General features: G+C 54.5%; 22 protein-coding genes. 3 read left to right on the top strand and 19 right to left on the bottom strand.

Translation table 11 applies throughout. The annotated features are described in order from the left end of the window. Positions 1 to 2: 2 nt before the first annotated feature. The 18 genes from rsmH to KFE80_11625 form a co-directional block, all read right to left on the bottom strand. Positions 3 to 941, bottom strand: a complete 939-nt coding sequence (rsmH, locus tag KFE80_11710; protein ID UTW46710.1) for a 16S rRNA (cytosine(1402)-N(4))-methyltransferase RsmH — start codon at positions 939 to 941, stop codon at positions 3 to 5. Between the two features lie 43 nt (positions 942 to 984). Then, positions 985 to 1,443: a division/cell wall cluster transcriptional repressor MraZ gene (mraZ, locus tag KFE80_11705; GenBank protein ID UTW45034.1), complete on the bottom strand. Its 459-nt coding sequence runs from the start codon at positions 1,441 to 1,443 to the stop codon at positions 985 to 987. Between the two features lie 624 nt (positions 1,444 to 2,067). After that, a complete protein-coding gene (locus tag KFE80_11700) occupies positions 2,068 to 3,627 on the bottom strand; it encodes a SulP family inorganic anion transporter (protein UTW45033.1) in 1,560 nt (519 codons plus the stop codon). Between the two features lie 125 nt (positions 3,628 to 3,752). Beyond that, the gene (locus KFE80_11695) at positions 3,753 to 4,619 is read right to left on the bottom strand and encodes a DMT family transporter (GenBank protein UTW45032.1); all 867 of its coding nucleotides are present in this window, start codon (positions 4,617 to 4,619) and stop codon (positions 3,753 to 3,755) included. Between the two features lie 38 nt (positions 4,620 to 4,657). Beyond that, positions 4,658 to 5,104, bottom strand: coding sequence for a hypothetical protein (locus KFE80_11690; protein ID UTW45031.1), 447 nt, complete (start codon positions 5,102 to 5,104; stop codon positions 4,658 to 4,660). A 24-nt stretch (positions 5,105 to 5,128) separates the two neighbouring features. Next, on the bottom strand, positions 5,129 to 5,605 hold the full coding sequence (locus tag KFE80_11685) for a hypothetical protein (GenBank protein ID UTW45030.1): 477 nt from the start codon (positions 5,603 to 5,605) through the stop codon (positions 5,129 to 5,131). 66 nt (positions 5,606 to 5,671) lie between these two features. Continuing rightward, on the bottom strand, positions 5,672 to 6,160 hold the full coding sequence (locus tag KFE80_11680) for a hypothetical protein (GenBank protein UTW45029.1): 489 nt from the start codon (positions 6,158 to 6,160) through the stop codon (positions 5,672 to 5,674). Between the two features lie 34 nt (positions 6,161 to 6,194). After that, on the bottom strand, positions 6,195 to 7,400 hold the full coding sequence (locus KFE80_11675) for a tetratricopeptide repeat protein (protein ID UTW45028.1): 1,206 nt from the start codon (positions 7,398 to 7,400) through the stop codon (positions 6,195 to 6,197). Beyond that, entirely contained in the window at positions 7,397 to 8,821 is a 1,425-nt protein-coding gene (locus KFE80_11670; GenBank protein ID UTW45027.1) for a uroporphyrinogen-III C-methyltransferase, read from the bottom strand. The genes KFE80_11675 and KFE80_11670 overlap by 4 nt, the downstream gene beginning before the upstream one ends. A gap of 30 nt (positions 8,822 to 8,851) precedes the next feature. Further along, positions 8,852 to 9,658 (bottom strand): uroporphyrinogen-III synthase, encoded by an 807-nt coding sequence (locus KFE80_11665; protein UTW45026.1) that lies wholly within the window; start codon positions 9,656 to 9,658, stop codon positions 8,852 to 8,854. Then, the gene (gene hemC, locus KFE80_11660) at positions 9,655 to 10,587 is read right to left on the bottom strand and encodes a hydroxymethylbilane synthase (protein ID UTW45025.1); all 933 of its coding nucleotides are present in this window, start codon (positions 10,585 to 10,587) and stop codon (positions 9,655 to 9,657) included. Before hemC ends, KFE80_11665 begins: the two co-directional genes overlap by 4 nt. 400 nt (positions 10,588 to 10,987) lie before the next feature. Continuing rightward, a complete protein-coding gene (locus KFE80_11655; GenBank protein UTW45024.1) occupies positions 10,988 to 11,806 on the bottom strand; it encodes a carbon-nitrogen hydrolase family protein in 819 nt (272 codons plus the stop codon). 2 nt (positions 11,807 to 11,808) lie between these two features. Next, complete coding sequence (locus tag KFE80_11650) at positions 11,809 to 15,726, bottom strand: TIGR02099 family protein (protein ID UTW45023.1); 3,918 nt, start codon at positions 15,724 to 15,726, stop codon at positions 11,809 to 11,811. 78 nt (positions 15,727 to 15,804) lie between these two features. Continuing rightward, a complete protein-coding gene (gene rng, locus KFE80_11645) occupies positions 15,805 to 17,298 on the bottom strand; it encodes a ribonuclease G (GenBank protein ID UTW45022.1) in 1,494 nt (497 codons plus the stop codon). 103 nt (positions 17,299 to 17,401) lie between these two features. Further along, complete coding sequence (maf, locus tag KFE80_11640; GenBank protein UTW45021.1) at positions 17,402 to 17,998, bottom strand: septum formation inhibitor Maf; 597 nt, start codon at positions 17,996 to 17,998, stop codon at positions 17,402 to 17,404. Further along, positions 17,998 to 18,477, bottom strand: coding sequence for a rod shape-determining protein MreD (gene mreD, locus KFE80_11635; protein UTW45020.1), 480 nt, complete (start codon positions 18,475 to 18,477; stop codon positions 17,998 to 18,000). The genes maf and mreD overlap by 1 nt, the downstream gene beginning before the upstream one ends. Beyond that, positions 18,474 to 19,310 carry a rod shape-determining protein MreC gene (gene mreC, locus KFE80_11630; protein UTW46709.1) on the bottom strand — a complete coding sequence of 279 codons (837 nt, stop codon included), beginning with the start codon at positions 19,308 to 19,310 and terminating at the stop codon, positions 18,474 to 18,476. Before mreC ends, mreD begins: the two co-directional genes overlap by 4 nt. 144 nt (positions 19,311 to 19,454) lie before the next feature. After that, complete coding sequence (locus KFE80_11625; GenBank protein UTW46708.1) at positions 19,455 to 20,489, bottom strand: rod shape-determining protein; 1,035 nt, start codon at positions 20,487 to 20,489, stop codon at positions 19,455 to 19,457. Between the two features lie 238 nt (positions 20,490 to 20,727). Between KFE80_11625 and gatC the strand changes: the two genes are divergently transcribed. Genes gatC through gatB form a run of 3 tightly spaced genes read left to right on the top strand, consistent with a single transcriptional unit; the run spans position 20,728 to position 23,926 of the window. Continuing rightward, positions 20,728 to 21,015: an Asp-tRNA(Asn)/Glu-tRNA(Gln) amidotransferase subunit GatC gene (gatC, locus tag KFE80_11620; GenBank protein UTW45019.1), complete on the top strand. Its 288-nt coding sequence runs from the start codon at positions 20,728 to 20,730 to the stop codon at positions 21,013 to 21,015. Then, complete coding sequence (gatA, locus tag KFE80_11615; GenBank protein ID UTW45018.1) at positions 21,015 to 22,484, top strand: Asp-tRNA(Asn)/Glu-tRNA(Gln) amidotransferase subunit GatA; 1,470 nt, start codon at positions 21,015 to 21,017, stop codon at positions 22,482 to 22,484. Before gatC ends, gatA begins: the two co-directional genes overlap by 1 nt. Further along, positions 22,481 to 23,926 carry an Asp-tRNA(Asn)/Glu-tRNA(Gln) amidotransferase subunit GatB gene (gene gatB / locus KFE80_11610; protein ID UTW45017.1) on the top strand — a complete coding sequence of 482 codons (1,446 nt, stop codon included), beginning with the start codon at positions 22,481 to 22,483 and terminating at the stop codon, positions 23,924 to 23,926. The genes gatA and gatB overlap by 4 nt, the downstream gene beginning before the upstream one ends. Before the next feature lie 79 nt (positions 23,927 to 24,005). Here gatB and KFE80_11605 read toward each other — a convergent pair whose 3' ends face one another. Further along, entirely contained in the window at positions 24,006 to 24,524 is a 519-nt protein-coding gene (locus KFE80_11605) for a TlpA family protein disulfide reductase (GenBank protein ID UTW45016.1), read from the bottom strand. Positions 24,525 to 24,615: the final 91 nt, after the last annotated feature.

Genomic DNA, 24,615 nt, shown 5'->3' with positions numbered 1-24,615 from the left:
ATTTACGCCAACTTTTCCGCCACGCGCATAATCGCGCTGCGGGAACGAATATTGTCATCCACCTCACCACCGGACGGCTTGAGCGGCTTGCCCACAGACTTCATGCGCCGCAAACCCGGATCATCCCGTACCGGCACCCCGCGAGGCAGTTGCGGGCCGCGCTCCTGATCGCGCACAAAACGCTTGACGATGCGATCCTCCAGGGAGTGAAAGCTAATCACCACCAGATGGCCACCAACCGCCAATACATCCAGCACCTGCTCCAACAGCTGCTTGAGGTCATCCAGTTCGCGGTTGATGTGAATACGAATACCCTGAAAAGCCCGGGTTGCCGGGTGCTTGTATTTCTCCCAGGCCGGGTGAGCATCGGCAACAATTTTTGCCAGCTGGGTAGTCGTGGTAATTTCCTGCTGCTGGCGAGCGCTGACGATAGCCTTGGCCATACGACGAGCAAAGCGCTCCTCGCCGTACTCCTTTAATACTTGGGCAATTTCATCTTCTTTGGCCCGCGCCAACCACTCGGCAGCGCTCTCGCCGGACTCGGTATTCATGCGCATATCCAGCGGGCCTTCCCGCAAAAAGCTAAAGCCCCTGTGGTCGTCATCCAGCTGCGGAGAGGAAACCCCCAAATCCAGCAATACACCTTGCACACTGCCGGTAAGATTGCGTTGTGCCACCTGATCACCAAGGGTGGCGAAGGAGTCGTGAATCAGCTCAAGGCGCTTATCATCCGCAAAACGCTGACGACCACTGGCAATGGCCTCTGGGTCTTTATCAAACGCCAGCAAACGACCCTTAGAGGACAACTTGTCGAGGATGGCGGCACTGTGACCACCGCGACCAAAAGTACCGTCGATATAAGTGCCGTCCGGATCGGTGACGAGAGCAGCCACTGCTTCTTCCAGCAGTACCGTCGTGTGTGCGGCTTTGCCCTGTTGCATCACTTTCGGCTCCGTACTTTCGATCCCACTAAAGTCCATCCCACTACAGGCTCAGTGAAAGCATCTCTTCCGGTATGGGTTGATCGTCCATGCTCTCTTCCAGGCACTCCTCGTGGTGGGCGCTGTACAGCCCGCCATCCCAAATCTCAAAGCGGTGCCCAACACCCAACAGGCGCACTTTTTTGTCCAGCGACGCATGCTGACGCAGCTCCGGGGGTAGCAATATGCGCCCACTGCCGTCGATTTCCACCTCGCGGGCGTTACCGATCAACAGGCGCTGCAAACGGCGCGCTTTAGGGTGGGAAGGCAAGCGGGAAATTTTATTTTCGATCTGAATCCATTCGTCCATGGGGTACAGCAGCAGGCAGCGATCCTGCACATCATTATTGACAGTCACCACCAGGCGGCCGCCACACAGCTCCATAAGCTCATCACGGAACCTTGCCGGTACCGCCATGCGCCCTTTGGCATCTATGTTGATGTCGTTGCTGCCCCGAAACACCGTTTTATCCAGTTTATTGGTTATTTTTTGTTCAATTATTGCTGGTGCTGTACAGAGAGTGGGTTAAAAAATGGCCTTGAACGACACAATTACCCACAATCTGCCACTACACGACACTATATGCTCATCAAAAGAGAAGTCAAGGAAACCGGGCGGCAAAAAGTCAAAAACGTGTGGCTAAAATCGCCGAACTGGACGCCATCTTTCAGGAAGTGAAAATTTTAAAAACAAAAGATAAGATAAAACAGAATAATACAACCGCAACTTAAAGAGACACTTTAAGAAATTTATAAGATTTTGGAATAAGAGGGGCTGCTTCGATTGAAAAACAGAAAAACTGGTTACTTTTTAACCAATTTTAAGCTATTGAGTGTAATTTAGTAGCTACGAGCAGCGGGCTTCGTGCTGCGGGCAGTACATTAGCAATGTGTCGTTCTGAGCGCAGCGAAGAACCTCAATACTTGCAGCTAGCTGTGAGATTGACTCGCACCATCCATGGTGCTCGACCCTACGGGCCGCCTTTGGCGCCCAAATTGGCTTTCCTGCCAATTTGTCTTCGCTGCGCTCAGAATGGCAGAGCACTACCGATCTGCTCGTAGCCCGCAGCCCGCCGCTCGAAGCCAATTACCCCAACGCATCATCCGCTACATGGTAGGTGGGATCTTCCATAACATTCACCTCCACCAGCTTGCCCGCCTTTCTCAACAGCAGACGGCATTCCGGGCTGAGGTGACGCAGGTGCAGGGTACGACCGGCATTTTGGTAGCGCTCTGCCAAAGCATCGATGGCCTCAATAGCGGAGTGGTCACACACACGGGAGTTTTTGAACTCCACAATCACATCTTGGGGGTCGGTGCGGGCGCTAAATAAGTCGCGAAAGTTACTCACCGAGCCAAAGAACAACGGCCCGTGGATATCGTAGACTTTTGAGCCGTTGTCATCGATGCTGATTTCCGCGCGAATATGTTTGGCGTGCTCCCAAGCGAACACCAGGGCAGACACGATTACCCCCACCACCACAGCAATGGCCAGGTCAGTCACCACCGTCACCCCGGACACCAGCACCAACACAAAGGCATCGCCACGAGGGATCTTGCGCATAATGCGGAAGCTGGACCATTCGAAGGTGCCGATCACCACAATAAACATCACCCCAATCAGCGCTGCCAGGGGAATCTGCTCAATCAGACTGGAAGCGAACAGAATAAAGCACAGCAAAAACAGCGCGGCGGAAATACCAGACAAACGCCCGCGGCCGCCGGAGTTAATATTGATCATACTCTGGCCAATCATGGCGCAGCCGCCCATACCGCCGAAAAATCCGGTGACGGTGTTGGCCACGCCCTGCCCTACACACTCTTTATTACCGCGACCTCGAGTGTCGGTTACTTCGTCGATCAGGGTCAGAGTTAACAGAGATTCAATCAAACCGATGGCCGCCAGAATTATGGAATACGGCAGCACAATCATCAGAGTGTCCCAATTAAACGGCACTGCGGGGATATGAAATTCCGGCAAACCACCAGCCACCGAAGCCACATCACCCACGGTCTTGGTGTCGATAGAAAGCCCAATCACCATCAGACTCACTACCAATATCGCCGCCAGGGACGCAGGAATCGCTTTGGTGAGTTTGGGCAGGAGCCAGATAATCGCCATCGTCAGGGCAATCAACCCGGCCATAATCCAGAACTGGCTGTACACCATCAGGGCACTCAGCCCTTCACCGCTCAATAGCCCGGACTCCACCTCCGGCACCGGAATCTGCCCCAGCTGGGCCAGGAAAATCACAATGGCCAGGCCGTTCACAAAGCCCAGCATTACCGGGTGCGGCACCATGCGGATAAACTTACCCAGGCGCAGCACCCCGCAGAGAATCTGAATCACCCCCATCACCACCACCGTGGCAAACAGGTACTCCACTCCATGCTCCACCACCAGCGACACCATTACCACCGCCAGTGCACCGGTGGCCCCGGAAATCATCCCCGGCCGGCCGCCAATAGCGGCGGTAATCAGCCCCACAATAAAGGCAGCGTACAAACCCACCAGCGGGTCCACATGCGCCACAAAAGCAAACGCCACCGCTTCCGGCACCAACGCCAGAGCAACAGTTAAGCCAGAGAGCAAATCGTTTTTAATGGACTGGCGCGACGGAATGGCAGCGAGAGAGACGCTGGACATGGAAACTCCTGGGGAATTGAGAGGTGGTGGATTTCAGGCGCGCGATGCTAGCACAAACCACACTATGGCGAAACAAAGCCGCCAATGGCGTTCCAGGCAGCTTACCTATTTAGTCACACCCCTATCTAGTCACACTGACGGGAGCGATCGCTGCCATACTGCTTACCCAGTATGACCACCAAGATGCCACCAAGCACCAACGCCGATGACAACAGCAGCCGCAAGGAAATCCCTTCATCGGCAAACATCACACCACCGACAGCAGCCAATACCGGCACCAGCAATTGCAGAACCGCCGCCTGCAACGCCGATAGTCCACCCATGGCCGCGTACCAAATGGCGTAGCCAATACCGGAAGTCACACCACCAGAAACCACTGCCAGCAGCACACCCCTTGGGGATAAAGCCGCCTCCTGATAAGTCAGGGCCACCAAAACCACCACCAACGGCAGACAGCGCAAAAAATTATAGGCGGTATCAGCCAGCGGGTTTGCGGAACTCTTGCCTGCCAGAGTGTAGAACCCCCAGGCGATACCCGACACCGCCATCAGTACAAACCCGGTAAAAGTGGGCGTTGCCAAGTCCGGCAGCACCAGATACACAAAACCCGCAAATGCCACCAGCACACCCAGCCATTCCAACCCATGGAGACGATACCCGGAAGCCAGGCTCACCAGGATCATGGTGATCTGCACCGCGCCAAACAGAATCAACGCGCCCACGCCGGTTTCAAGAGAGAGATACGCAAAGGAAAACGCCAAGGCGTAAACAAACAGAAAAAACGCCGCCTTCCAGCTGCCCTTCGATTGAGCTACACCAGCAGAGGATTTAGCCAGCTTTAGAATAACCAGCAACACCGCCATGCCCGATAGCAAACGGATCGCGGTAAAACTGCCCGCATCCATGCTGGTATCGTCAAGAGCCAAGCGACAAAGCACCGAATTACCGGCGAAGGCAATCAGAGCAAGGCCAGTGTACAGGGCGATTTTCATAGACTGCTGGTTACGCCCTTAACATCCGAAGCAGTAGTTTATTCACTACTTTTGCTTGTGTGAGTTTTAGGCTTAAAACTCACAGGAATACCGCCATAAATACCATTCATAGACGGACTTAGCCAATATTCAAAACCATACATAAGTTTCTTAACTCGCGAATAGCTAGACGTATCCCCTTGTATAGACCAGCCACTTAAGGACAATGTAATTAAATGCTTCCCACTATCTGTAAGGCAATCAAAAACATACACCCATGATTGAGACTTCTTTGGCTTACACATTAGCGAATAGCCATTTTTACCGATGGATTTATAGAACGCATCACCTGAGGGTAAAACTTCAAACTCATATAGCACTAAATTATCTGAAGCAGGGAATTCACCACTTGGCTCCCACTCGCCTATTAAATCATCAAATTTAAGAGTGTCAGCACTACCATGCCATGCGAGCATCAATAGTATAGAAAACAGCACAGTTCTCATCTCAATACCATATAGCAGAAGCTATTACTCTTTCTTACTGTCGCGCACCAAACCATGAGCCACGCGCATTTCGTGCACAGCCTCACGCACCAACACTTTCTTTTTACCAATCAGAAAATAGCGATCCTCATCGGTGCTACCCACAGACTGGTACCATTCGCCGTTGATATGAATCGATGCCGCTCCGGAGAACATATTGGTTTTAAAATCTGCCTGGCCATCCATGCCGTAATCCTCCACCTCCATAATATGGCCGCCATTTTTATCCAGCACGGAATAGGAAAGCAGATCAAACACCCCGTCACCATTAATATCGGCGAGGGTGACATAGGGCTTATCAGTGGTGCGTTGGTAGATGCCGATGGAGGTACTGCCTGACGATTCTGCATCAACGGTCATATACACATCGGGGGTATTTTTATTACCGATGACATGGGTGACGGGTTCGGCGAATGCTTGAATGCCTAAAAAAGTAAAAAAAAGGACCCCCACTAGTTTCATAAACTTCCCATTAATCAAACTTATTATTTAAAATTTTAGAGATAGAACAACACGAGCACATAGAAACTATATCGATAACTTTAATGTACTTAATTTTTGCAACGCTTCTTCCTCTTGAATTTTTGCAACAACATGATTTCCTGAGATAATCAACCCAATATTTGCAAAACGAGTATCAAGCGACTCTCCAGTTAACCCACGTCCAAATGCATACTCAAGATATACTGCCTCTCTAGAACGAACCTCTAAATCGAATTTAAGCAGCTTGTAACCAAAGCCCGCCTTGTTTACTAAAGCTGCTTGGTATTTACCCGCATCAACTTCAGCAACGATATACCCTTCACCCCTTACACATCCATATTCAGTGTCACCTAAGGCCAATGTTAAGCATGTTGTCACTCCATCTTTTGATACTGAGTCTGGCTTCATCAGATAGACCAATGCTTTTCCTTCTGGCACAAAGAAATGCTTTTCAAATAAGGGGCCACTGGCATTCATTGCAGCACAACCAGAAAGCATCAATACTAGTAGGGGAAAAATTATTTTTTTAACCATAATTTATTATCCATAAGTTATTTTTACTTAAATGCTAACTCCCAGCACTCTCCAACAACCCCCGCTGGTAATACGCCGCACTTTTATCCACTTCACCCAACTGCGCCATCAGTCGCGCCAGTTCAGCGTAAATTTCTGGTGCATGAGACAACCCTAAAGCGGCCTCTAGATAATCACGGGCCTTACCCCACAATTCGGCTTTCTGCGCCAATCTACCCAAAGCCAACAACAGCGCTGGGTTGTTAGGGCGCTCGCGCAGCCAGGCTTCGGCAATCACCATCTGAGTACTCACATCTCCACCCACCAGCAGGCCGTAGCGGCGTACCAAGCTGTCATCCCAGTGACTATTGAGAGCATTGTGGAGCAATTTTTCTGCTTGTTGACCATCGCCGCGAGCTTGCAGGTGATCGCTGTAGGAAGCCACCAATTGCGCACTGCGTTTTACTGCTGAGGGCATGGATTGCCACAACTGGTCGACAGCCTGTTTGTGTTTGGCTTTGTCGCCACTTTTGTCGGTTTTACCCCAGCGTTCTGCCAGGGAAGAAAGCTGATTGGCATAGACTTCAATTTCCAGTTGCTGGAATTGTTGTCGATCGTAGCCACTGTCCTTGCGCAATTGCGGCAGTAGTTGTTGCAGATTATGCCAATCGTTGAGACCGCGATAAGCCTTTTCCAGAAGCCGCAAAACATTTGTGTGATTGGGGTACTTTTGATGTACTCGGTTGAGTACCGACAACGCCTCTTCGTAGCGCCGCTCTTTCAGGTACAACCGAGCTTTGGCGATATCCACGGCGGGGTTATCGTCTTCAGCAATTTCCTGGGCTTTGTTTAGCAAGGTTTGCGCCGCTTCCCAGTTACCCTCTTCGTAGGCGGCGGTGGCGGCGGCCAGATAATTGACCAATGGCATGCCCGATTGGTGGGCACCGCGCACCAGTTGCTGACGGGCTCGTTGCCAGCGGCCTTCAATAAAGTACAACAGGCCACGGGCGGTTTGTGCCCGGCGGCGGCTCAGCCTGGCCCGGCGCCAGCCGGCAAATATTTTCAGAGAGCCGAGCAAACGGAACAGCAGTCGAACCACCAGCCACAACAGAATCAGCGCAATCACCGCTGCCCACAGATTCATTTCGATGGTGGTGCTGCCCACGGCGATCAGCAGATAACCACTCTCCCGGCTCATCAGCCAGGACAGGCCGGTACCCAGCAATAAGGCTGCAGCGAAGATCAGAACCAGGCGCCTCATGGCTGCTGTTCCTCAGCGTCAGCTTGATCGGCTGCGGGTTGTTCGTGGCGCAGATGCCAGAGATTGATGTAGTTGCGCAGCGCCTGTAACGACGTACTGATTTCCGGCAGCTGGCCAGTCACCACTTGAGCGGATAGCGCATCCAACTGTTCGCCAAACACCTGGGAGGTGTGGTCTTTAGCAAAGTGTTGCTGCAACCACTGGCGACATTTTTCCAGGCTGGCGCGGTACACCAGAGGCTCTTCCCTAAGCAGGGCCAATTGCGCCTGTTCCAGCATCACCCGCAGGTTGTGACGCAGGTATTGCTCTTCCTCCACACCCATCAGGGGTTCGACAGGCTCGTTGCGCTGGCGAATGCGCACATAGTCTTTGAGGCCACTGGCAAAGTCACTGAAATGGCTCGCCACCCGGTCACCCCAGCTCTGTTCGTTGTCTGTGGTTTGCGAAGGGGCTGCCTGAGGTATTTGCTCTTTTAATTCCAGCGCCAGCGCCAACTCCGGAATAATTGAATTCAGTGCATTGAGTTGCAAGTACAGACCTTCGCGATCCACCACCGTGGCAATTTTTAATGCGGTAATATCTTTGGCAATCTGGCTGCGTACCGCAAACAAATCCGGGTCGTCAAAATCCTTGAGAATGGCATCGGCGGTTTGCAACAGGGATACCGGACTGGCAGTACTGCGCTCGGTGAGCAGGCGCTGGTTGGCCAGGCGCAGCAAATACTCCGCCTCTGCTAACAGCCAATCGTCCCGGGTGGACACCGACAGGTTGCGCAAGCGGCTGCCTTGGCTGGTGACACGCCGTTGCAGTTCATCCAGCTGTTGGCGTGTAGCCCGTTCTACCTGGTTGGCCTGTTGCAGCTGCGCCGCCAGGGAATCCAACTCGGTGGAATTTTGCTGCTGTTCAAGCTGTTGCTGCAATTGTTGCAGTTGCTGCGCTTGTTGCTCCAACTGGGCCTTCAAGACCTGTTGTTGGTTGTTACCAGTAGCCTGCCAATCCTGCAAATAGAGCCAGCCGTAATAGCCACCGGCACCTAACCCCGCGAGCAATAACACCGTAACCAACAGCGCAGGCCAAGCGCTGCGGCGACTGCCAGTAGTGTGGCGGCGAGTTGCTTTGGCGGCGGATTTTTTACCAACGGACTTTTTATCTGTGGACAAGTCATCAATATCCAACGGCTCTGGCAAATGCTGGGGCTTGGGTTCGGATTTGGACTTGCCGGCTTTCTTATCCGTCGCGGTTTTTTCAGGGGGGGACTTATCGGCCTTGCTATCCGCTTGCGGTTCAGCTCGCTTGGTCAGCGTGGGAGGCTGCTGGCTGTTATCGGCCGCAGATTTTTCAGGGCTGCTTTTTCCGGGGTCTTCCTGTTTAGAAGTGTCCGGTTTAGAGGTTTCCGGTGTTTTTTGGTCTTTATCCGTCACTGGCCCATTTCTCTGCGAAAATGTGAGTTGTCAGTCGCTAATGTAACACCTGCTTACAGCCGAAACCATGTCGCCCGGCACAGCGGAGTTGGCGACTTGCAGATTCACAAACCCACTTCTCAGGGCAATATCAGCGATGCGTTGACTGGGCACCACCAAAGGCAGTGCGAACAGGCCTGGATGCAGTGCACTGGGCATCAGATTGAGCAAGCTTTCAATCAGTTCAACAGAGTGTGCCACCACGCCGTCAAAGCCGCTTTGCACAGCGCTGACAATCTCCTGCTGATACTGACTGGTGGAACAGCGCCGGTACAGGTTTAACTCATCCACCTGAGCACCTCGGTGTTGCAGCTCTGTGGCCAGTAAATCGCGGCCGCCCTCCCCTTTGGCGATAAGTATTCGAGCTCCCTGCAACTGTTGCAATTCTGGCAATGCCAATAGCCCTTCGCTGGTTTGCGCATGAGAAGGCGCCAGAGCATTGATCCCTAGGTTTATCAAAATTTGACGAGTGCTGTCGCCCACTGCAAAAAACTGCACACCCATTGGCAGCTGCGGCCAATAGTGGTCAATCCAATCGGCGCCGAGCAGTGCTGCCGGGCGGCTGACAAAGATCACCGTTTGGTAATTGGCGAGGCCCATCACCGTGGTTTTGATCTGCTCCACCAACCCACTAACAGATTCACCGGTCAGCGGCACGTTATAAGGGTCGATAGCCATTACCGGCAGGTGCAAGGGCACTGCGCCGGTGGCGGTTAGTTGCTCAATAAATTGATCGGGCCCCAGCTGCGGCAATGCCTTGGGGCGAATAACCAGAATTTTCTTTCCGGCGAGGCTCATTGACTTCCATAGACATCAGCGAGAATGGCATCAGCGCCACTGGCCAGCAGTCGATCCGCCAGCACAATGCCCAGCTGCTCAGCATCGCTGGCCGGGCCGCGAATGTCGTCGCGCAGAATACGGGAGCCATCCACCGCACCTACCAAACCGCGCAGCCACAGCTGGTTGTCAGATTCTAATACCGCGTAACAGGCAATTGGCACCTGGCAGCCACCCTGTAGGCGACGGTTCATAGCCCGCTCGGCGCTGACACAAACCGCGGTATTGTGATGGTGCAGTGGTGCCAATAAATCCACGGTGCGCTGATCGTGGTTGCGGCACTCAATACCCACAGCACCCTGGCCTCCGGCGGGCAAAGAGGATTCCGGGGTTATACGACTGCGAATACGCTGAGCCATTTGCAGACGCACCAGACCCGCTGTGGCCAGAATAATGGCGTCGTAATCACCGCTATCCAACTTGGCCAGGCGAGTGTTGACGTTGCCCCGCAAATCGAGAATTTGTAAATCCGGCCGGGCTTCCCGCAGCTGACACTGACGGCGCAGGCTGGAGGTTCCCACTCGGCTGCCCGCAGGCAGTTGCGATAAATCATCGTAATGGTTAGAAACGAAAGCATCAGTGGGATCTTCTCGGGGGCAAATGGTGGTCAGACCCAAGCCCTCGGGAAATTCCATGGGCACATCTTTCATGGAGTGCACCGCGATATCCGCATGCCCCTCTAACATGGCCACTTCCAGCTCCTTAACAAACAATCCTTTACCGCCCACTTTCGCCAGTGGCGTATCAAGAATTTTGTCACCTTTGGTAGTAAAGCCCACCAGCTCCACCGCCAGATCCGGATGGTGCTTTTGCAGTTCGGCTTTAACATATTCCGCCTGCCACAAAGCCAGCGGGCTTTTGCGGGTGGCAATTCTAAGGGGTTGGGTCATGACTGGTTTCTGGTTGTGTGTTTCGGGCTGCAACCATAGCAAAGCGGCGAGCGGCACGCCACGGGCGGCGGGTAAGCAAATGGCCAACTACGGAGAACACCTATCCCCCTTGAAATTGCCGAGCGCAGTGCAATTGGTAGGGAAACGCGCACACGGATGTGCGCGTTAGGTCGATCGAGCAGGGATGCGAGTAAGACCGGCCCGTGGCAATTGTGCAGAGCGAGGGGAGTTGCGCAGCAACCAATGGAACGGGGGTGCCTTTTTCTTGGTTACTTCTTTTGGGCAAGCAAAAGAAGTAACTCGCCCAGCAGGGCGAAATCTAAAGAAAAATTTACCAATAAGACTACGACAAAGTACAAGATTCTTCGCTACGCTCAGAATGACAGCAGAGGTTGGCCAGTTAAAGCCGCCTATGCTGGGCAATTGGCATATTCTGTTTTAAGCGCTGAATTTCCCCCAAATCCAGCTCCGCACAAATTACCCCTTCACCACCATCCAGCTCTGCCAGCACATTGCCCCAGGGGTGAACAATGGCCGAGCCACCCCAGGTAGGGCGTTTGCGGTGGTCGCGGTCGCCCATATTGGCACCGATCACAAAACATTGGTTTTCTACCGCTCGGGCGCGCAATAGCAATTGCCAGTGGGCTTCGCCAGTGACCGCGGTAAAGGCCGAGGGCACTACGACTATCTCGGCACCGCGATCCGCCAATTGCCGATGGAGTTCGGCAAAGCGCAGGTCATAACAAATGCTCACCCCGAGCTTGCCAAAAGGCGTATCAATAACCAGAGGCTCATTACCGGGGCGGTAGTCATCCGATTCCCGGTAATGCTTGTGGGCGTCGCCCACGTCCACATCGAACAGATGGATTTTGTTGTATTGACCGTGCTCAGCGCCGTGGTTGTCGTAGACCAAGCAGGCCGCATAGCCCCGTTGATCATCCTCGTCTGCCACTGGAAGAGTACCGGCGACAATCCACAGATTGTGCCGTTTCGCCTGCTGCTTTAAGAAACTGCGCACAGGTCCACCGGCGCTGGCCTCCTCAGCCGCGGCAGCCAGCAATTGTTTACAGCCGTAATAGGCAAAATTTTCTGGCAGCACCACGAGTTGAGCGCCACAATCGGCGGCTTCAGATAACAATACTTCTGCCCGCTGCAAATTGTGTTGCAGGTCGCCGGTGCTGCACATCTGGATGGCAGCGACTTTGGTGGTAGAGCCCATGGTTATTCCTGTTTTTGGGTCTGCTGTGAATCGCCGGGCAGCGAATCGCCGCCACTGGCTATTGGTGGATTGCCTTCGTCGAAAACCTTTTTCTTATCGGAGAACACTTTTTCGATTTCAAAATCCGGATCATCCCATGAGCCATTGATTTTATAACTGAGGCTGGACAGTTTGTTAACCTGTTTTTTGAAGACTTTGCTGATGACCCAGGCACCTGCAGCTGCCGGTAAATTTACGGCCAATGCCGCCACCCACGGCAAGTTGGTGCCCACGGGCAGGGTAGCTACCAGCTGTGCATCTATCTGCTCATTCACCAAGTCAATGTTGCCGTACATTTTCATGGTTCCAGAGGGCGCCTTGGCCACGATGGGCTCAGGGAAGCGCAGTATTCCCTGGTCAAAGATCAAGCTACCACCAATGCGATCGTAGCTGAGTCCTTTGCTAAACACATCGGAAAAATCGAGCCGCAGGCGTCGCAGCCAACTGCCAAAGTTAAACAGCCCAACCACCCGCAAAAAAGCATTGGCGCCACTGCTGGCTTGTTTGATGGTGCCATCGGTTAAGGTAAAGGTGACTTGCCCAGCGAGATTGTCTGCCCCCAGCTCCCAGGGGCGGCCTCGCCAGCTCAGCTCGCTCTGAAACGCCGCGTTGTCGCTCTCGATAATGGGCTCAAGCTCAAAGTTTTCCAGTACCGTGGAAATGGTGTCGGTTTGAACGGTGCCGATATAACTGCTGCGGTGAACAAAGCCATCAAAGCTCCAGTGCATATCGCCCTGCAATACCAGACCCAACAGCTCGGCGTTCAACTCAGTGATATCCAGCCCTTGGTCGCTGGCCTTGAGCTGCAGCGCGACACTGCCCAGTTGCCGCTCCCCAAGTGACAGTTTGTCCACCGAAAAAGCCATACTGCGCAGAGTGCGGGGGTCAAAAACCGACGCACCCTGGCTGTTATCTTGCTGCCATTCCGGCAACCGCAGATGGTCCAGGTCAATGGTCATGGCCTTGCGGTTGTCCAATGGAATATCCAGGCGGCCAGCGGCATCCGCAGACTCGAGTTGGGTACGCAACACCGAGTTAACCAGAGAGCCAGTAAGGTGTACATTGTCGAGTTTCAGCGCCGACACCCCAAGCTCGCCCACCCGCACATCAATACCCACCGGAGGCAACCAACTGCTGCTGATATCGGTACTGCTAGCATCGGCGCTGGTGTTTGGGCTGTCGAACAACGACAGTAGACTGGATTGCCAATCCACCAGATTGACATCACTGACATCTGCTGCCACCAGCAGTACATTGGAGTTGGGCAGTTTCAGGTCTGAGCGATTAATACCCAGGTACCCCCGCCGCAGGCTTTGATCAACCCACTCGCCACCCACACGCACAGACGCGCCATAAGTGGCGGTCAAAATCGCAGTATCCGCCAACAGCAGAGTAGCCTCCAGCGGCTGTTTTTGAGACGCCAGCTTGGCCAGTGGGTCTGGCAAATCGATATCGATGCCCTGCAGATCAGTACTCACCACCACTGAGCCAGGCTGTTTGTCATCTTCTCCGGGGAGGGTAATGGTGGCCTGGTAGCGACTTTCTCCGAGGATTTGCTCTTCTATATCTACGCCAAAATAATCCCCGAGCTTGCCCGGTTGAAACGCCCCCTGTACCTGTAATTGCAGGCGCTCATCCACTGTCTTTAAATCCGCCTCTGCAGGCATCCCCCACAATCGCCCAGCAAGGCCGCTACCGTACAAGCCATCGTCCAGATTAAAGTGAACCCGACCAGCGATATCGTCGATCTCAAGGTGAAATTCCGGCTGTACCATCATGCCGTCGGCGACGTCGGCCACTACGCTGTATTGACCCTTCTCCCAATCTCCGATCAAGGGTATTTGTAAATCGGCAGAGGCATCTACGCGGCCGCCCAATTGCCATTCCGCCAAGCCTTCCACACGATCTTTCAACGGTGACTGACTCAGTAGCCCATAGGCACCTTGGGCGGTTGCAGTGCCTTGAGCACGGATTTTGAGGATCTGGTCGCCCAAGGCATCCATCACCAACTCACCGTTATTGATGGTCATACCGCCCATCTTGGCTCGCTGGATACTCCCCTCAAGCTGTCCAGCGTGATACAACACTCGGCCAGAAAACTGTTCCAGGGCGGGCCACTCCGGGTGATAAGCCAGGCGCTCACCATCAGCGACCACGTGCAATTGAATAGTGCGACGATCTTCCTGGCCGGCACGCACCGAACCCCGATAGATCACCCCCGCTTCCGCAACCGACACATTATCCAGTGCGCGGTTAAGCCAATCGGTCAGCTGGGGGTTGAGCGTAGTGGGCACAAACTGGGCTCGATGCCGTGAGTGGCTATCCACAACACCCAGCTGCAAAAACAACTCCGCGGCTTCTTCGGTTCGATAAATAGGCTGCTTCAAATAGAAGTGCCCTTTTACCTGGCCCGCATCGGCGTTGGCCTGCAATAAGCTACTCACCAGGAAGATACGATTGCCCGGCCGATCCCAACTCCAACCGATGGTGCCGGAAACCTGCTGCGCTTCAATGGGTTTAGCAAACAGTTTTTCAAAGTGAACACTGGCGTCACTGCTATTCAAAGCCAGTATTCCGCCCTCTACCGTGGTCTCCACATAGCCATCTACGCCAGTGGCTGCCGGTGCACCCTGATAGGCACTGATGCCCACGTCCCGCAAATTGGCTTTTAAGGTAATCTCTGGCAGCGGTTGGTCGCTGAGTACCGCGTCAATACTGAGCTGATCCACATGGCCAGTGGGACGAATAGCCGCGATGGCTTCAGCAATTTTTTCGGGCAGCAGTTCGCTGTTCACCAACAGTTGTCGAACCGCATCCACCGCCAGGTAATTGATATCCACGCCAAACTCGCCCCAGCGTTCACCCACTTTTTGGCTAAAGCGAATATCCAGGGGCAGTATGGTTTCCTCCCCCCAGTCAAACTGCAGGCCCTGCAAAGCCATGCCCCAGTCATCGCCGGGCTGGTACCAACCGGTAATGTCGGTATTCAGCTCACTGACTTTGGGCAACGCCATGGCACGATTAAGAGGTAACTGATCGGTTTGCAAACGGCCGCTCATATTGATGCGCCCACCTTCGTCCCAATCAAACCAAAGCTGGGCGGCAACACTGCCATCCAGTGCCGCAATTTTCTCCCGGTACGCCGGCAGCAACTGGGCAAAAATACCTCCGAACGAGGTCAGGTTAAGAGCCTGCAATTCCAGGTGTGCACTGGCGTTAAAGTTTTCCAAGTCCTGGTAGTCGCCGGTGGCTTCAAACACAAAGTGCGCCAGCTGCTCTTCGTCAGAAGCAATGCCCGCGACAATACGGTGAAATTGATTGTTATTCTCTACCAGGATTCGATCGGCACTGAACTCCACCACCGTGCCGGAGTAAAAGTTGAGTGCCAAAGACACATCGTCCACGTCGATCAACGAACTGTACAACAACATATCCAGAGGCCGAACACCACCGCCTCCACCGCCTGCCAGCGGGAAGCCCGCCAGGCTCCAGTGACCTTGGGAGTCTTCGGCCAAATGCAGGGTGACATCGCTGAGACTGAGCTTGCGCCAAATCAGCTGGCCATGCCAGATGGTGGCAAACGGCTCCAACTCTGCGCTGACACGGCCAACCGCGATCATGCCACCGTGCTCAGTGGCAATGTTGACGCCATCCGCAGACAAGGTAGGCGTCAATCGCGGCCAGGTACCAGAAAGGCGCGCCACCTGCACCTCTGCCCCCAGCAACTTCGACAGTTGCTCGGTCACCTGCGGACGGTAGTTATCCAGTGTTGGCAACAGCGTTCGGCCAAGCACCACAATCACCGAGTAACTGACCACGATGGCGGCCATGGCGAACCACAGCCAGCGCGTCAGTTTGCTAAGTAATTTCAGTGCTTTCATTCAACAACCACGAGGTGGGAATCCCGAGGCAAGAGCTTTGTAACATTGGGCTCTCGCCTCATATCTTCCATATAACGCCTAAACCGGGATAATGTCGTACTGTTCCTGAGAATACATGGTCTCCACCCGGAACTGGATTGGCCGGCCAACAAACTCTTCCAGGTCGGCCACATTGGCGGAATCTTCGTCCAGCAAGCGGTCAATCACCACTTGCGATGCCAATACCAGGAACTTGTCGCATTCAAAGGCACGGGCTTCCCGCAGTATCTCGCGCATCATTTCGTAACACACGGTTTCTGCGGATTTGATCCGGCCGCGCCCATCGCACACTTCACAGGGCTCACAGAGCATGTGCTCAAGGCTTTCGCTGGTGCGCTTGCGGGTCATTTCCACCAGCCCAAGCTCCGATGTGGTCAGCACACTGGTTTTGGCGCGATCCCGCTCCAGGGCTTTTTCCAGAGTGCGCGATACCTGGCGCTGGTGCTCTTTATCGTGCATGTCGATAAAGTCGAGAATAATTATGCCACCCAGATTGCGCAGGCGCAGTTGTCGGGCAATGGCCGCTGCGGCCTCCAGATTGGTCTTGAAAATGGTCTCTTCCAGATTGCGATGGCCAACAAAGGCGCCAGTATTCACATCCACTGTAGTCATCGCTTCGGTTTGGTCGATCACCAGATAGCCACCAGATTTTAATTGCACCTTGCGCTGCAACGCTTTCTGAATTTCGTCTTCCACGGAATACAGGTAAAACAGGGGCCGCTCCCCTGGGTAATGTTCAATCAGTGGCACCAGATCCGGGTGGTACTTAGTGGCGAAGCGGTGCATTTTTTCAAAGCACTCCCTGGAATCGACACGAATTTTTTCCACCCCGTCCCGGGTCATTTCGCGCAACACTCGCAGGTGCAGAGGCAGGTCTTCAAACACATTGCTGGCCAGCGGAGTCACCACCGCCCGCTCGCCAATGTCTTGCCACAAACGGTGTAAAAAGTGCACATCGCGACGCAGCTCTTCGGCGCTCAGGCCCTCTGCGGCGGTGCGAATAATATAACCACCACTGGGAGAGGCCTCTCCAGAGATCATTTTCGGATCGCCTTCCTGAGTCAGCGCCGCAGCCAGCTCAGCGCGCAAACGCTCTCGCTCGGGCTCGGACTCAATGCGCTGGGAAATACTGATGTGAGATTCCCTGGGGATGTACACCAGGTACTTGGAGCAGACCGACAGCTTACTGCTCAGGCGAGCCCCCTTGGTGCCCAGAGGGTCCTTGGCCACCTGTACCGTAACACCCTGGCCGTCGTGCAACAGCTGGCGAATGTCTGCGGTTTTCTCACCGGTCTGAGGGTCACTGTCTACATGGATGTCATCCACGTGAATAAAACCGGCTTTTTCCAGGCCAATATCCACAAAGGCAGCCTGCATACCGGGCATCACCCGCACCACCTTGCCGCGATAGATGTTGCCGACCACGCCTCGCTTCATGGTGCGCTCAATGGACACTTCCTGAAGCACGCCGTTTTCCACCAGACCCACGCGGGTTTCCATAGGAGTAATGTTGATCAGAATTTCGGCGCTCATTGGCATTTGGCCTTTTGTTTGACCTTAGATATGGGACGTTTAACGAATCCGTAATTCGAGTGTGATACCCCGTCAAGCATCAAACCTGTGACGTCAAACACGTTCAAGTACCCTTCCAAACCGCTATCCCAAATTCCGCCAGCAAATCCGCGGTTTCCGCCAGTGGCAACCCCACTACATTAGAGTAGCTGCCCTTTATACGCTTCACAAATACCGCAGCCAGCCCCTGAATACCATAACCGCCGGCCTTATCAGCGGGCTCGCCGGTTTGCCAGTACTGCTGGCACTGCAGATTGCTAAGAGTACGAAACGTCACCAGGGTTTCCACCAGCCGCAGCGACTCTTTGCCAGCGGCCACCATGGCCACCCCGGACAAGACTCGATGGGTACTGCCGGACAGCATCGACAACATATCGATGCCATGCTCCCGATTACGGGGTTTGCCCAGCACCTGATCCCCATAAACCACCGTGGTATCTGACCCCAAAACTGGCAGGGCAGCCCCATCCTGAGCCGCAAATCCTGCGCGAGCCTTCGCCAGTGCCAGACGAGTGACGTAGTCTTCTGGTGCCTCGCCGGGCAAACGCTGCTCCGGCACATTGGCCGCCACCACCTGGAAACAGGCACCCACTTGCTGAAGTAGCTCACGGCGTCTGGGGGAGGCAGAGGCAAGAATAAAGTCTGGAGGTAACTGGCTCATCAATGCCGCACCAGGCGCATCATCAGGGTATAAAACAATGGCCACGCCAGAGCAGAGGTAATCGCCGGATACCAAACCAAAGACCAGCTGGTATCAATGCCGGTGGCGGCGTTGACGCCCATCACCACCAGCTGCGCGGCCACCACCAACAGCAACACCAAACCGCTTTGATGCCAGACACTGGCGTGCAGCAGGCGCTGCCGGAGCAGGTTCAACAGGTAAGCACTGATACAGAACGCCAGTGCATAGCGGCCAAAGGTGCCACCGGTGGCGGCATCCATTGCCAGCCCGGCAAACCAGGCGAACATAATGCCGTAATTGTTGGGCCGATAGATCAGGGCGAACACCAACACCAGCAGCACAAAATGTGGACGCCATAAAGCCACACCGCCAAACAGAGGCCACAGCTGCAGCACCAGTGCAATCAACAGCATCAGTAAGAACAGGCTTTTGCGCTGCGGCGGGCGGCGCGGTTTCACGGTGTCATACCCGTGGTCAATTGCTCTTCCAGCGGAAATACCAACAACACCGTGCGGCGTCGATTCAAGGGCTCGGCAGGAGTCACCACAATATCGAGAAACGGTTGCCCGGGATCGCGCAGGGTACTGGACACCGTACCCACCGGGTAGCCCACGGGGTAGCGATCGCCCAACCCAGAGCTTTCAAGGACATCGCCCTCTTTAATGTCCATGGTCGGCGAGATGTAACGCAGCTTCAGGCGACCATCGCCAATGCCTTCAGCAATGGCGCGCAACCCGTTGCGGCGGACCTGCACCGGCAGGGCATGGCGGCTGTCGGTAATCAACAGTACCCGGCTGTGGTTGCTAAACACATCCACTACCTGGCCCATCAAACCATCGGCACCGATCACTGCCTGGCCGTTAAACACACCGTCACTGCTGCCGCGGTTAATGGTAAAAGAGTGGGACATCGGGTCTGGAGACACCCCGATCAGCTCGGCCACCTGCACCCGGTCTTTAATCATTTCGGTGGCATTCAGCAAGCTGCGCAGGCGCACATTCTCTGCTTCCAGGCCCGCCATCTGCTGCTGCTGGGCACGCAGCACCAACAACTGGGTTTTCAGGCGCTCGTTTTCGGAAATCAACTCCGTGCGACCTTGGGTGGAGTCCTCACCCCAGTCCGCCATGCGGCCGGGCAAATCTGCCAACCAGTGCAGTGGGTAGATAACTTCTTCCAGATAGCTTCGCGCAGGCTTCAGCCAGGTGGTGTAGCGGTCAACGCCAATCAATACCAGCGCCAGCAGCCCCAGCACCAAAATTCGGCGGGAAGGAGAGCTGCCACGGGCGAACAGGGTTTTGATAGCGAGTCCTCAGTGGTATTGATCAACATCGTCATGCCCGCATAGGCGGGCATCCAGAGATTGAGGCGCCATGCGCTCGGCTGTTCCGTAGCAACATGGATCCCCGCCTGCGCGGGGATGACAAACTAAAAGCCGTCAGGGCGACAGTATATCCAGATTGCGCTTATCCATGATTTCCATGGCGCGGCCGCCGCCGCGGGCCACACAGGTGAGCGGATCTTCAGCCACAATCACCGGCAAGCCGGTTTCGTGGGTAATCAGACGGTCGATATCGCGCAACAGGGCACCACCACCGGTAAGCACAATACCGCGCTCGGCGATGTCCGATGCCAATTCCGGGGGCGACTGTTCCAGCACCCGCTTCACCGCCTGCACGATGCCCGCCAGGGGCTCTTGCAGGGCTTCAAGAATTTCATCGCTGTTGAGGGTAAAACTCTTGGGCACCCCTTCTGCCAGATTGCGGCCGCGCACGTCGATTTCGCGCACTTCGCTGCCCGGGTAGGCACTGCCCACCTCAATTTTGATGCGCTCGGCAGTGGAGTCACCGATCACACTGCCGTAGTTGCGGCGCACGTAGTTGGTAATGGCTTCATCAAAGCGGTCACCGCCGATGCGTACGGAATCGGAGTACACCACGCCGTTCAATGACAGAATAGCAATCTCGGTAGTACCACCACCGATGTCCACCACCATGGAGCCGCAGGCTTCTTCTACCGGCAAGCCAGCACCGATGGCCGCCGCCATAGGTTCTTCAATCAGGTACACCTCGCGGGCGCCGGCGCTGTCGGCGGATTCACGAATGGCACGCTTCTCCACCTCGGTCGCCAAACAGGGCACACAGATCAGCACCCGGGGGCTGGGGGGAATCAAGCTGTTCTCGTGCACTTTCTTGATAAAGTGCTGGAGCATTTTTTCAGTCACCTGGAAGTCGGCGATTACGCCGTCTTTCATTGGGCGGATCGCGGTGATATTGCCAGGGGTACGACCCAGCATGCGCTTGGCTTCCACACCCACCGCTTCGACAATTTTCTGACCGTGGTGATGGCGAATAGCCACCACGGACGGTTCGTTGAGCAAAATGCCCTTATCGCGGACATGAATCAGGGTATTGGCGGTTCCAAGGTCAATGGACAAGTCATTGGAAAAGAGTCCGCGCAGTCGTTTGAACACCATCTGTTTTTTATTCCTTGTGCGGCTGACTGGTCGATCAGTTACGCCGCTGAAAGCATCTCGTAGAGGGTACCGAAAGGAAGGTTTGGCCCCCGGTAAATTTAACTCGCGACTGTAACAATCAGCGGGGTTCAGAGCAACAACAACCGTGCGATTAGTGAGTGTTTTGTGATAACTTACGCCGCTTTCTCAAGCACCCCTGCAGAAGGGGCAGTTTTTCAAATAATGAGTCTCGACCATGAGTATTGAACAAGGCGACATTGCCAAGGTAGCCAACCTGGCCCGACTGGCGGTTTCCGAAGCGGAAATCGCCGACACCACCGGGCGCATCAACAAAGTTCTCGACTTGGTGGACCAGCTCCAGGCGGCCGACACCGAAGGCGTTGCCCCCATGGCTCACCCCCTGGATGCGGTGCAGCGCCTGAGGGCCGACAACGTCACCGAAAACAACCAGCGCGACGCCTTTCAGGTTGTCGCGCCAGCCACCGAAGATGGCCTTTACCTCGTTCCCAAAGTGATTGACTGATGTCCCAGAAAACCTTTCCCAGAACCATCGCTGAACTGGCGGCAGGCTTGCGCGCCGGTGAATTCAGCAGCGTCGAACTGACCGAGCACTACCTGCAGCGCATTGAGCAGCTGGACAGCCGCTATAACAGTTTTATTACCGTGACGCCGGAGCTGGCCATGGAGCAGGCCAAACAGGCTGACCAACGCCTTGCCAGTGGTGATGCGCCATTGCTGTGTGGCATTCCCATCGCCCACAAAGACCTGTTCTGCACCGCCGGCGTAAAAACCTCCTGCGGCTCCAAAATGCTCGACAACTTTGTGCCCCCCTACAGCGCCACCATTGTGGAGAACTACCAGCGCGATGGCGCGGTGATGTTGGGTAAGTTGAATATGGACGAGTTCGCCATGGGCTCCTCCAATGAAAACAGCTTTTACGGCCCGGCGAAAAACCCCTGGGACACCGAGCGCGTACCCGGCGGCTCTTCCGGTGGCTCCGCCGCGGCGGTGGCCGCGCAACTGGCGGTGGCCACTACCGCATCCGATACCGGTGGCTCCATTCGCCAGCCGGCATCCCTGTGTGGCCTGACCGGCATCAAGCCCACTTATGGCCGGGTATCCCGTTACGGCATGGTGGCCTTTGCTTCCAGCCTAGATCAGGCGGGCGTTATCACCCACAGTGCCGAAGACGCGGCGATTATGCTCAACACTCTGGCGAGCTACGACCCTAAAGATTCCACCTCTATTGATCGCGAAGTACCGGATTACACTGCCGGCCTTGGCGATGATTTGAATGGCCTGAAAATTGGCGTACCCAAAGAATATTTTGAAGCGGGGTTGGACGCGGACACGGAAAAAGCCGTACGCACTGCCTTGGCGGAATACGAAAAGCTGGGCGCCGAGCTGGTGGAAATCACCCTGCCCCACACCCACCTGGCGGTACCTGCCTACTATGTGATTGCCCCGGCAGAAGCCTCTGCCAACCTGTCTCGCTTTGACGGGGTGCGCTACGGCTACCGCTGCGAAGACCCGCAAGATTTGATGGACCTGTACACCCGCAGCCGCGCCGAAGGTTTTGGCCAGGAAGTGAAGCAGCGAATTATGGTGGGTGCCTATGCCCTGAGCGCCGGTTACTACGACGCTTACTACAAAAAGGCCCAACAAGTGCGCCGCCTGATAAAACAAGATTTTGTGGATGCCTTCGAGAAGGTAGACGTAATTATGGGGCCAACCTGCCCCAATCCGGCGTTCAAATTAGGCGAGAAAACCGCCGACCCGGTGGCCATGTATCTGGAAGATATTTACACCATTTCCACCAATCTGGCGGGACTGCCGGGTATGTCCATTCCCTCAGGCTTCAGTGGTGGTTTACCGGTGGGCCTGCAAATCACCGGCAATTATTTTGATGAGGCGCGTATGCTCAATATTGCCCACCGCTTCCAGCAGGTAACCGATTGGCACAAGCAAGCTCCACAGGGGGTGCAGCCATGAGTTGGGAAACCGTAATTGGTCTGGAAGTGCACGTGCAACTGGCCACCCAAAGCAAAATTTTTTCCGGCAGCAGCACTGCGTTTGGCGCCGAGCCAAACACCCAAGCCAGCGCCGTTGACCTGGCCATGCCCGGCACCCTGCCAGTACCCAACGAGGCCGCTTTTAAATACGCGGTGATGTTTGGTTTGGCTATCGACGCCGAAATTGGCAAAGAGTCGGCGTTTGAGCGCAAAAATTACTTCTACCCGGATTTGCCCAAAGGCTATCAAACTACGCAGCTGGAAAAACCCATTGTTGGCCCCGGCCGTGTGGAAATTGCACTGGATGACGGCAGCACTAAAGATGTGCGGATTCATCATGCACATCTGGAAGAAGATGCAGGGAAATCACTCCACGAGGACTTCCATGGAATGTCTGGCATCGATTTAAACCGTGCCGGCACACCGTTGATTGAAGTAGTTACCGAACCAGATATGTCCAACGCCGCCGAAGCGGTGGCCATGGCCAAAAAGCTGCACAGCATTGTCACCTCACTGGGCATTTGCGACGGCAATATGTCGCAGGGTTCCATGCGCTTTGACGTCAATATTTCCGTGCGCCGCCCCGGCGAACCCCTGGGCACCCGCACCGAAACCAAAAACCTCAACTCATTCAAATTTATGGAAGAGTGCATTGCCCGGGAAGTACAACGGCAAATCGATGTGATTGAGGACGGCGGCCAGGTCGTGCAGGAAACCCGCCTTTATGACGGCGCCACCAAAGTGTCCCGCTCCATGCGCAGCAAAGAGGAAGCCAACGATTACCGGTACTTCCCCTGCCCCGACCTGCTGCCAGTGGTGATTGAAGACGACTACATCGAAGCCCTGCGTAAAACTCTGCCAGAACTGCCAGACGCTCGCAGCGCCCGCTTCCAGAATGACTACGGCCTGTCCGCCTACGACGCCAATCTGTTGTCAGCAGACGCAACCACCGCCAACTACTTTGAAAGCGCCGCCCAACAAAGCGATGCAAAACTGGTGGCCAACTGGATGATGGGCGAGATGGCCGCACGCCTGAATGCGGAAGAAAAAGAATTTTCGGACAACCCGATTGCAGCAGAACAATTGTCTGCATTGGTGACGCGCATTTCCGATGGCACCTTGTCCAATAAAATGGCCAGACAAGTATTCGATCATCTATGGAAAGGCGAAACCGATGTGGACGCCATTATCGACAAGCACGGCTTAAAACAGGTTTCCGACTCTGGCGCTATCGAAGCCTTAGTGGATGAAGTCATTGCCAACTCGCCACAGCAGGTGGAAAACTACATTAAGGCGGACGAAGCCAAACGGCCCAAAATGATGGGCTATTTTGTCGGCCAAATTATGAAAGCATCCAAAGGCCAGGCCAATCCGCAACAGGTAAACCAGGTACTGGCGCAAAAACTGTCTGCACTGCTTTAGTAGCCACAGCCATTAAAAAAGCCCGGAGATTTTAAGCTGTTTATCTCCGGGCTTTTTTAATCATGTAAACCGTTTCTCGTTAGTTCGTCGCTTTCAAGTAGGCTTCAATTGTACTTTTAAAATCTTCATCACCGGGCATAGGCATATCGCCATTGACTAATTCGCCATTCGGCCCCAACAGCGCAAAGCGGGGCAGGCCGACAACATTTAATGCTGCAATTATTTGTGCGTCGAAACCTTGCTCATTAAATAACTGAACGCCTAACGGTTGCTCTTTATTCAGCGCGTCTATCCAGTCAGCTTTATCATCGTCCAGAGAAATGCCAACTACCACCAAATTATCGTAGTGATTTTCCGATTCAAATTTTTTCAAATGGGGAATTTGTGCAAGACAGGGTACGCACCAGGAAGCCCAAAAATCCACAAACACATAGTTGCCGCGAAAGTCCGAAAGGTTGTGTGTTTTGCCATCGCGATCAGGGAAGGAAAAGTCAATGGACTGTGCCTGAGTAAGGCAAGACCAGGACATCAAAAAACCAACCCATAAGACCCATTTCTTCACAGCAAACCTCCACAAAAAGTGGCGGCAGTCTGCCACAGCAGCCTGAATATGGCTGCTGCTTTCACACTTCTTCACACTGGCTTCTAGAATTCTTTATTCAAAGGAGGAGAGACCAAACAACCAAGGA

Source organism: bacterium SCSIO 12696, from assembly GCA_024397955.1.
Classification (GTDB): Bacteria; Pseudomonadota; Gammaproteobacteria; order Pseudomonadales; family Porticoccaceae; genus SCSIO-12696.
The sequence above is the reverse complement of the archived record's forward strand: the minus strand, read 5'-3'. Positions and strand labels throughout refer to the sequence as shown.

Excerpts from the sequence above, each read along its gene's own strand:
- rsmH (UTW46710.1), bottom strand. The coding sequence starts at position 941 with ATGCAACAGGGCAAAGCCGCACACACGACGGTACTGCTGGAAGAAGCA.
- KFE80_11700 (UTW45033.1), bottom strand. The coding sequence starts at position 3,627 with ATGTCCAGCGTCTCTCTCGCTGCCATTCCGTCGCGCCAGTCCATTAAA.
- KFE80_11695 (UTW45032.1), bottom strand. The coding sequence starts at position 4,619 with ATGAAAATCGCCCTGTACACTGGCCTTGCTCTGATTGCCTTCGCCGGT.
- KFE80_11690 (UTW45031.1), bottom strand. The coding sequence starts at position 5,104 with ATGAGAACTGTGCTGTTTTCTATACTATTGATGCTCGCATGGCATGGT.
- KFE80_11685 (UTW45030.1), bottom strand. The coding sequence starts at position 5,605 with ATGAAACTAGTGGGGGTCCTTTTTTTTACTTTTTTAGGCATTCAAGCA.
- KFE80_11680 (UTW45029.1), bottom strand. The coding sequence starts at position 6,160 with ATGGTTAAAAAAATAATTTTTCCCCTACTAGTATTGATGCTTTCTGGT.
- KFE80_11675 (UTW45028.1), bottom strand. The coding sequence starts at position 7,400 with ATGAGGCGCCTGGTTCTGATCTTCGCTGCAGCCTTATTGCTGGGTACC.
- KFE80_11665 (UTW45026.1), bottom strand. The coding sequence starts at position 9,658 with ATGAGCCTCGCCGGAAAGAAAATTCTGGTTATTCGCCCCAAGGCATTG.
- hemC (UTW45025.1), bottom strand. The coding sequence starts at position 10,587 with ATGACCCAACCCCTTAGAATTGCCACCCGCAAAAGCCCGCTGGCTTTG.
- KFE80_11655 (UTW45024.1), bottom strand. The coding sequence starts at position 11,806 with ATGGGCTCTACCACCAAAGTCGCTGCCATCCAGATGTGCAGCACCGGC.
- KFE80_11650 (UTW45023.1), bottom strand. The coding sequence starts at position 15,726 with ATGAAAGCACTGAAATTACTTAGCAAACTGACGCGCTGGCTGTGGTTC.
- rng (UTW45022.1), bottom strand. The coding sequence starts at position 17,298 with ATGAGCGCCGAAATTCTGATCAACATTACTCCTATGGAAACCCGCGTG.
- maf (UTW45021.1), bottom strand. The coding sequence starts at position 17,998 with ATGAGCCAGTTACCTCCAGACTTTATTCTTGCCTCTGCCTCCCCCAGA.
- gatC (UTW45019.1), top strand. The coding sequence starts at position 20,728 with ATGAGTATTGAACAAGGCGACATTGCCAAGGTAGCCAACCTGGCCCGA.
- gatA (UTW45018.1), top strand. The coding sequence starts at position 21,015 with ATGTCCCAGAAAACCTTTCCCAGAACCATCGCTGAACTGGCGGCAGGC.
- gatB (UTW45017.1), top strand. The coding sequence starts at position 22,481 with ATGAGTTGGGAAACCGTAATTGGTCTGGAAGTGCACGTGCAACTGGCC.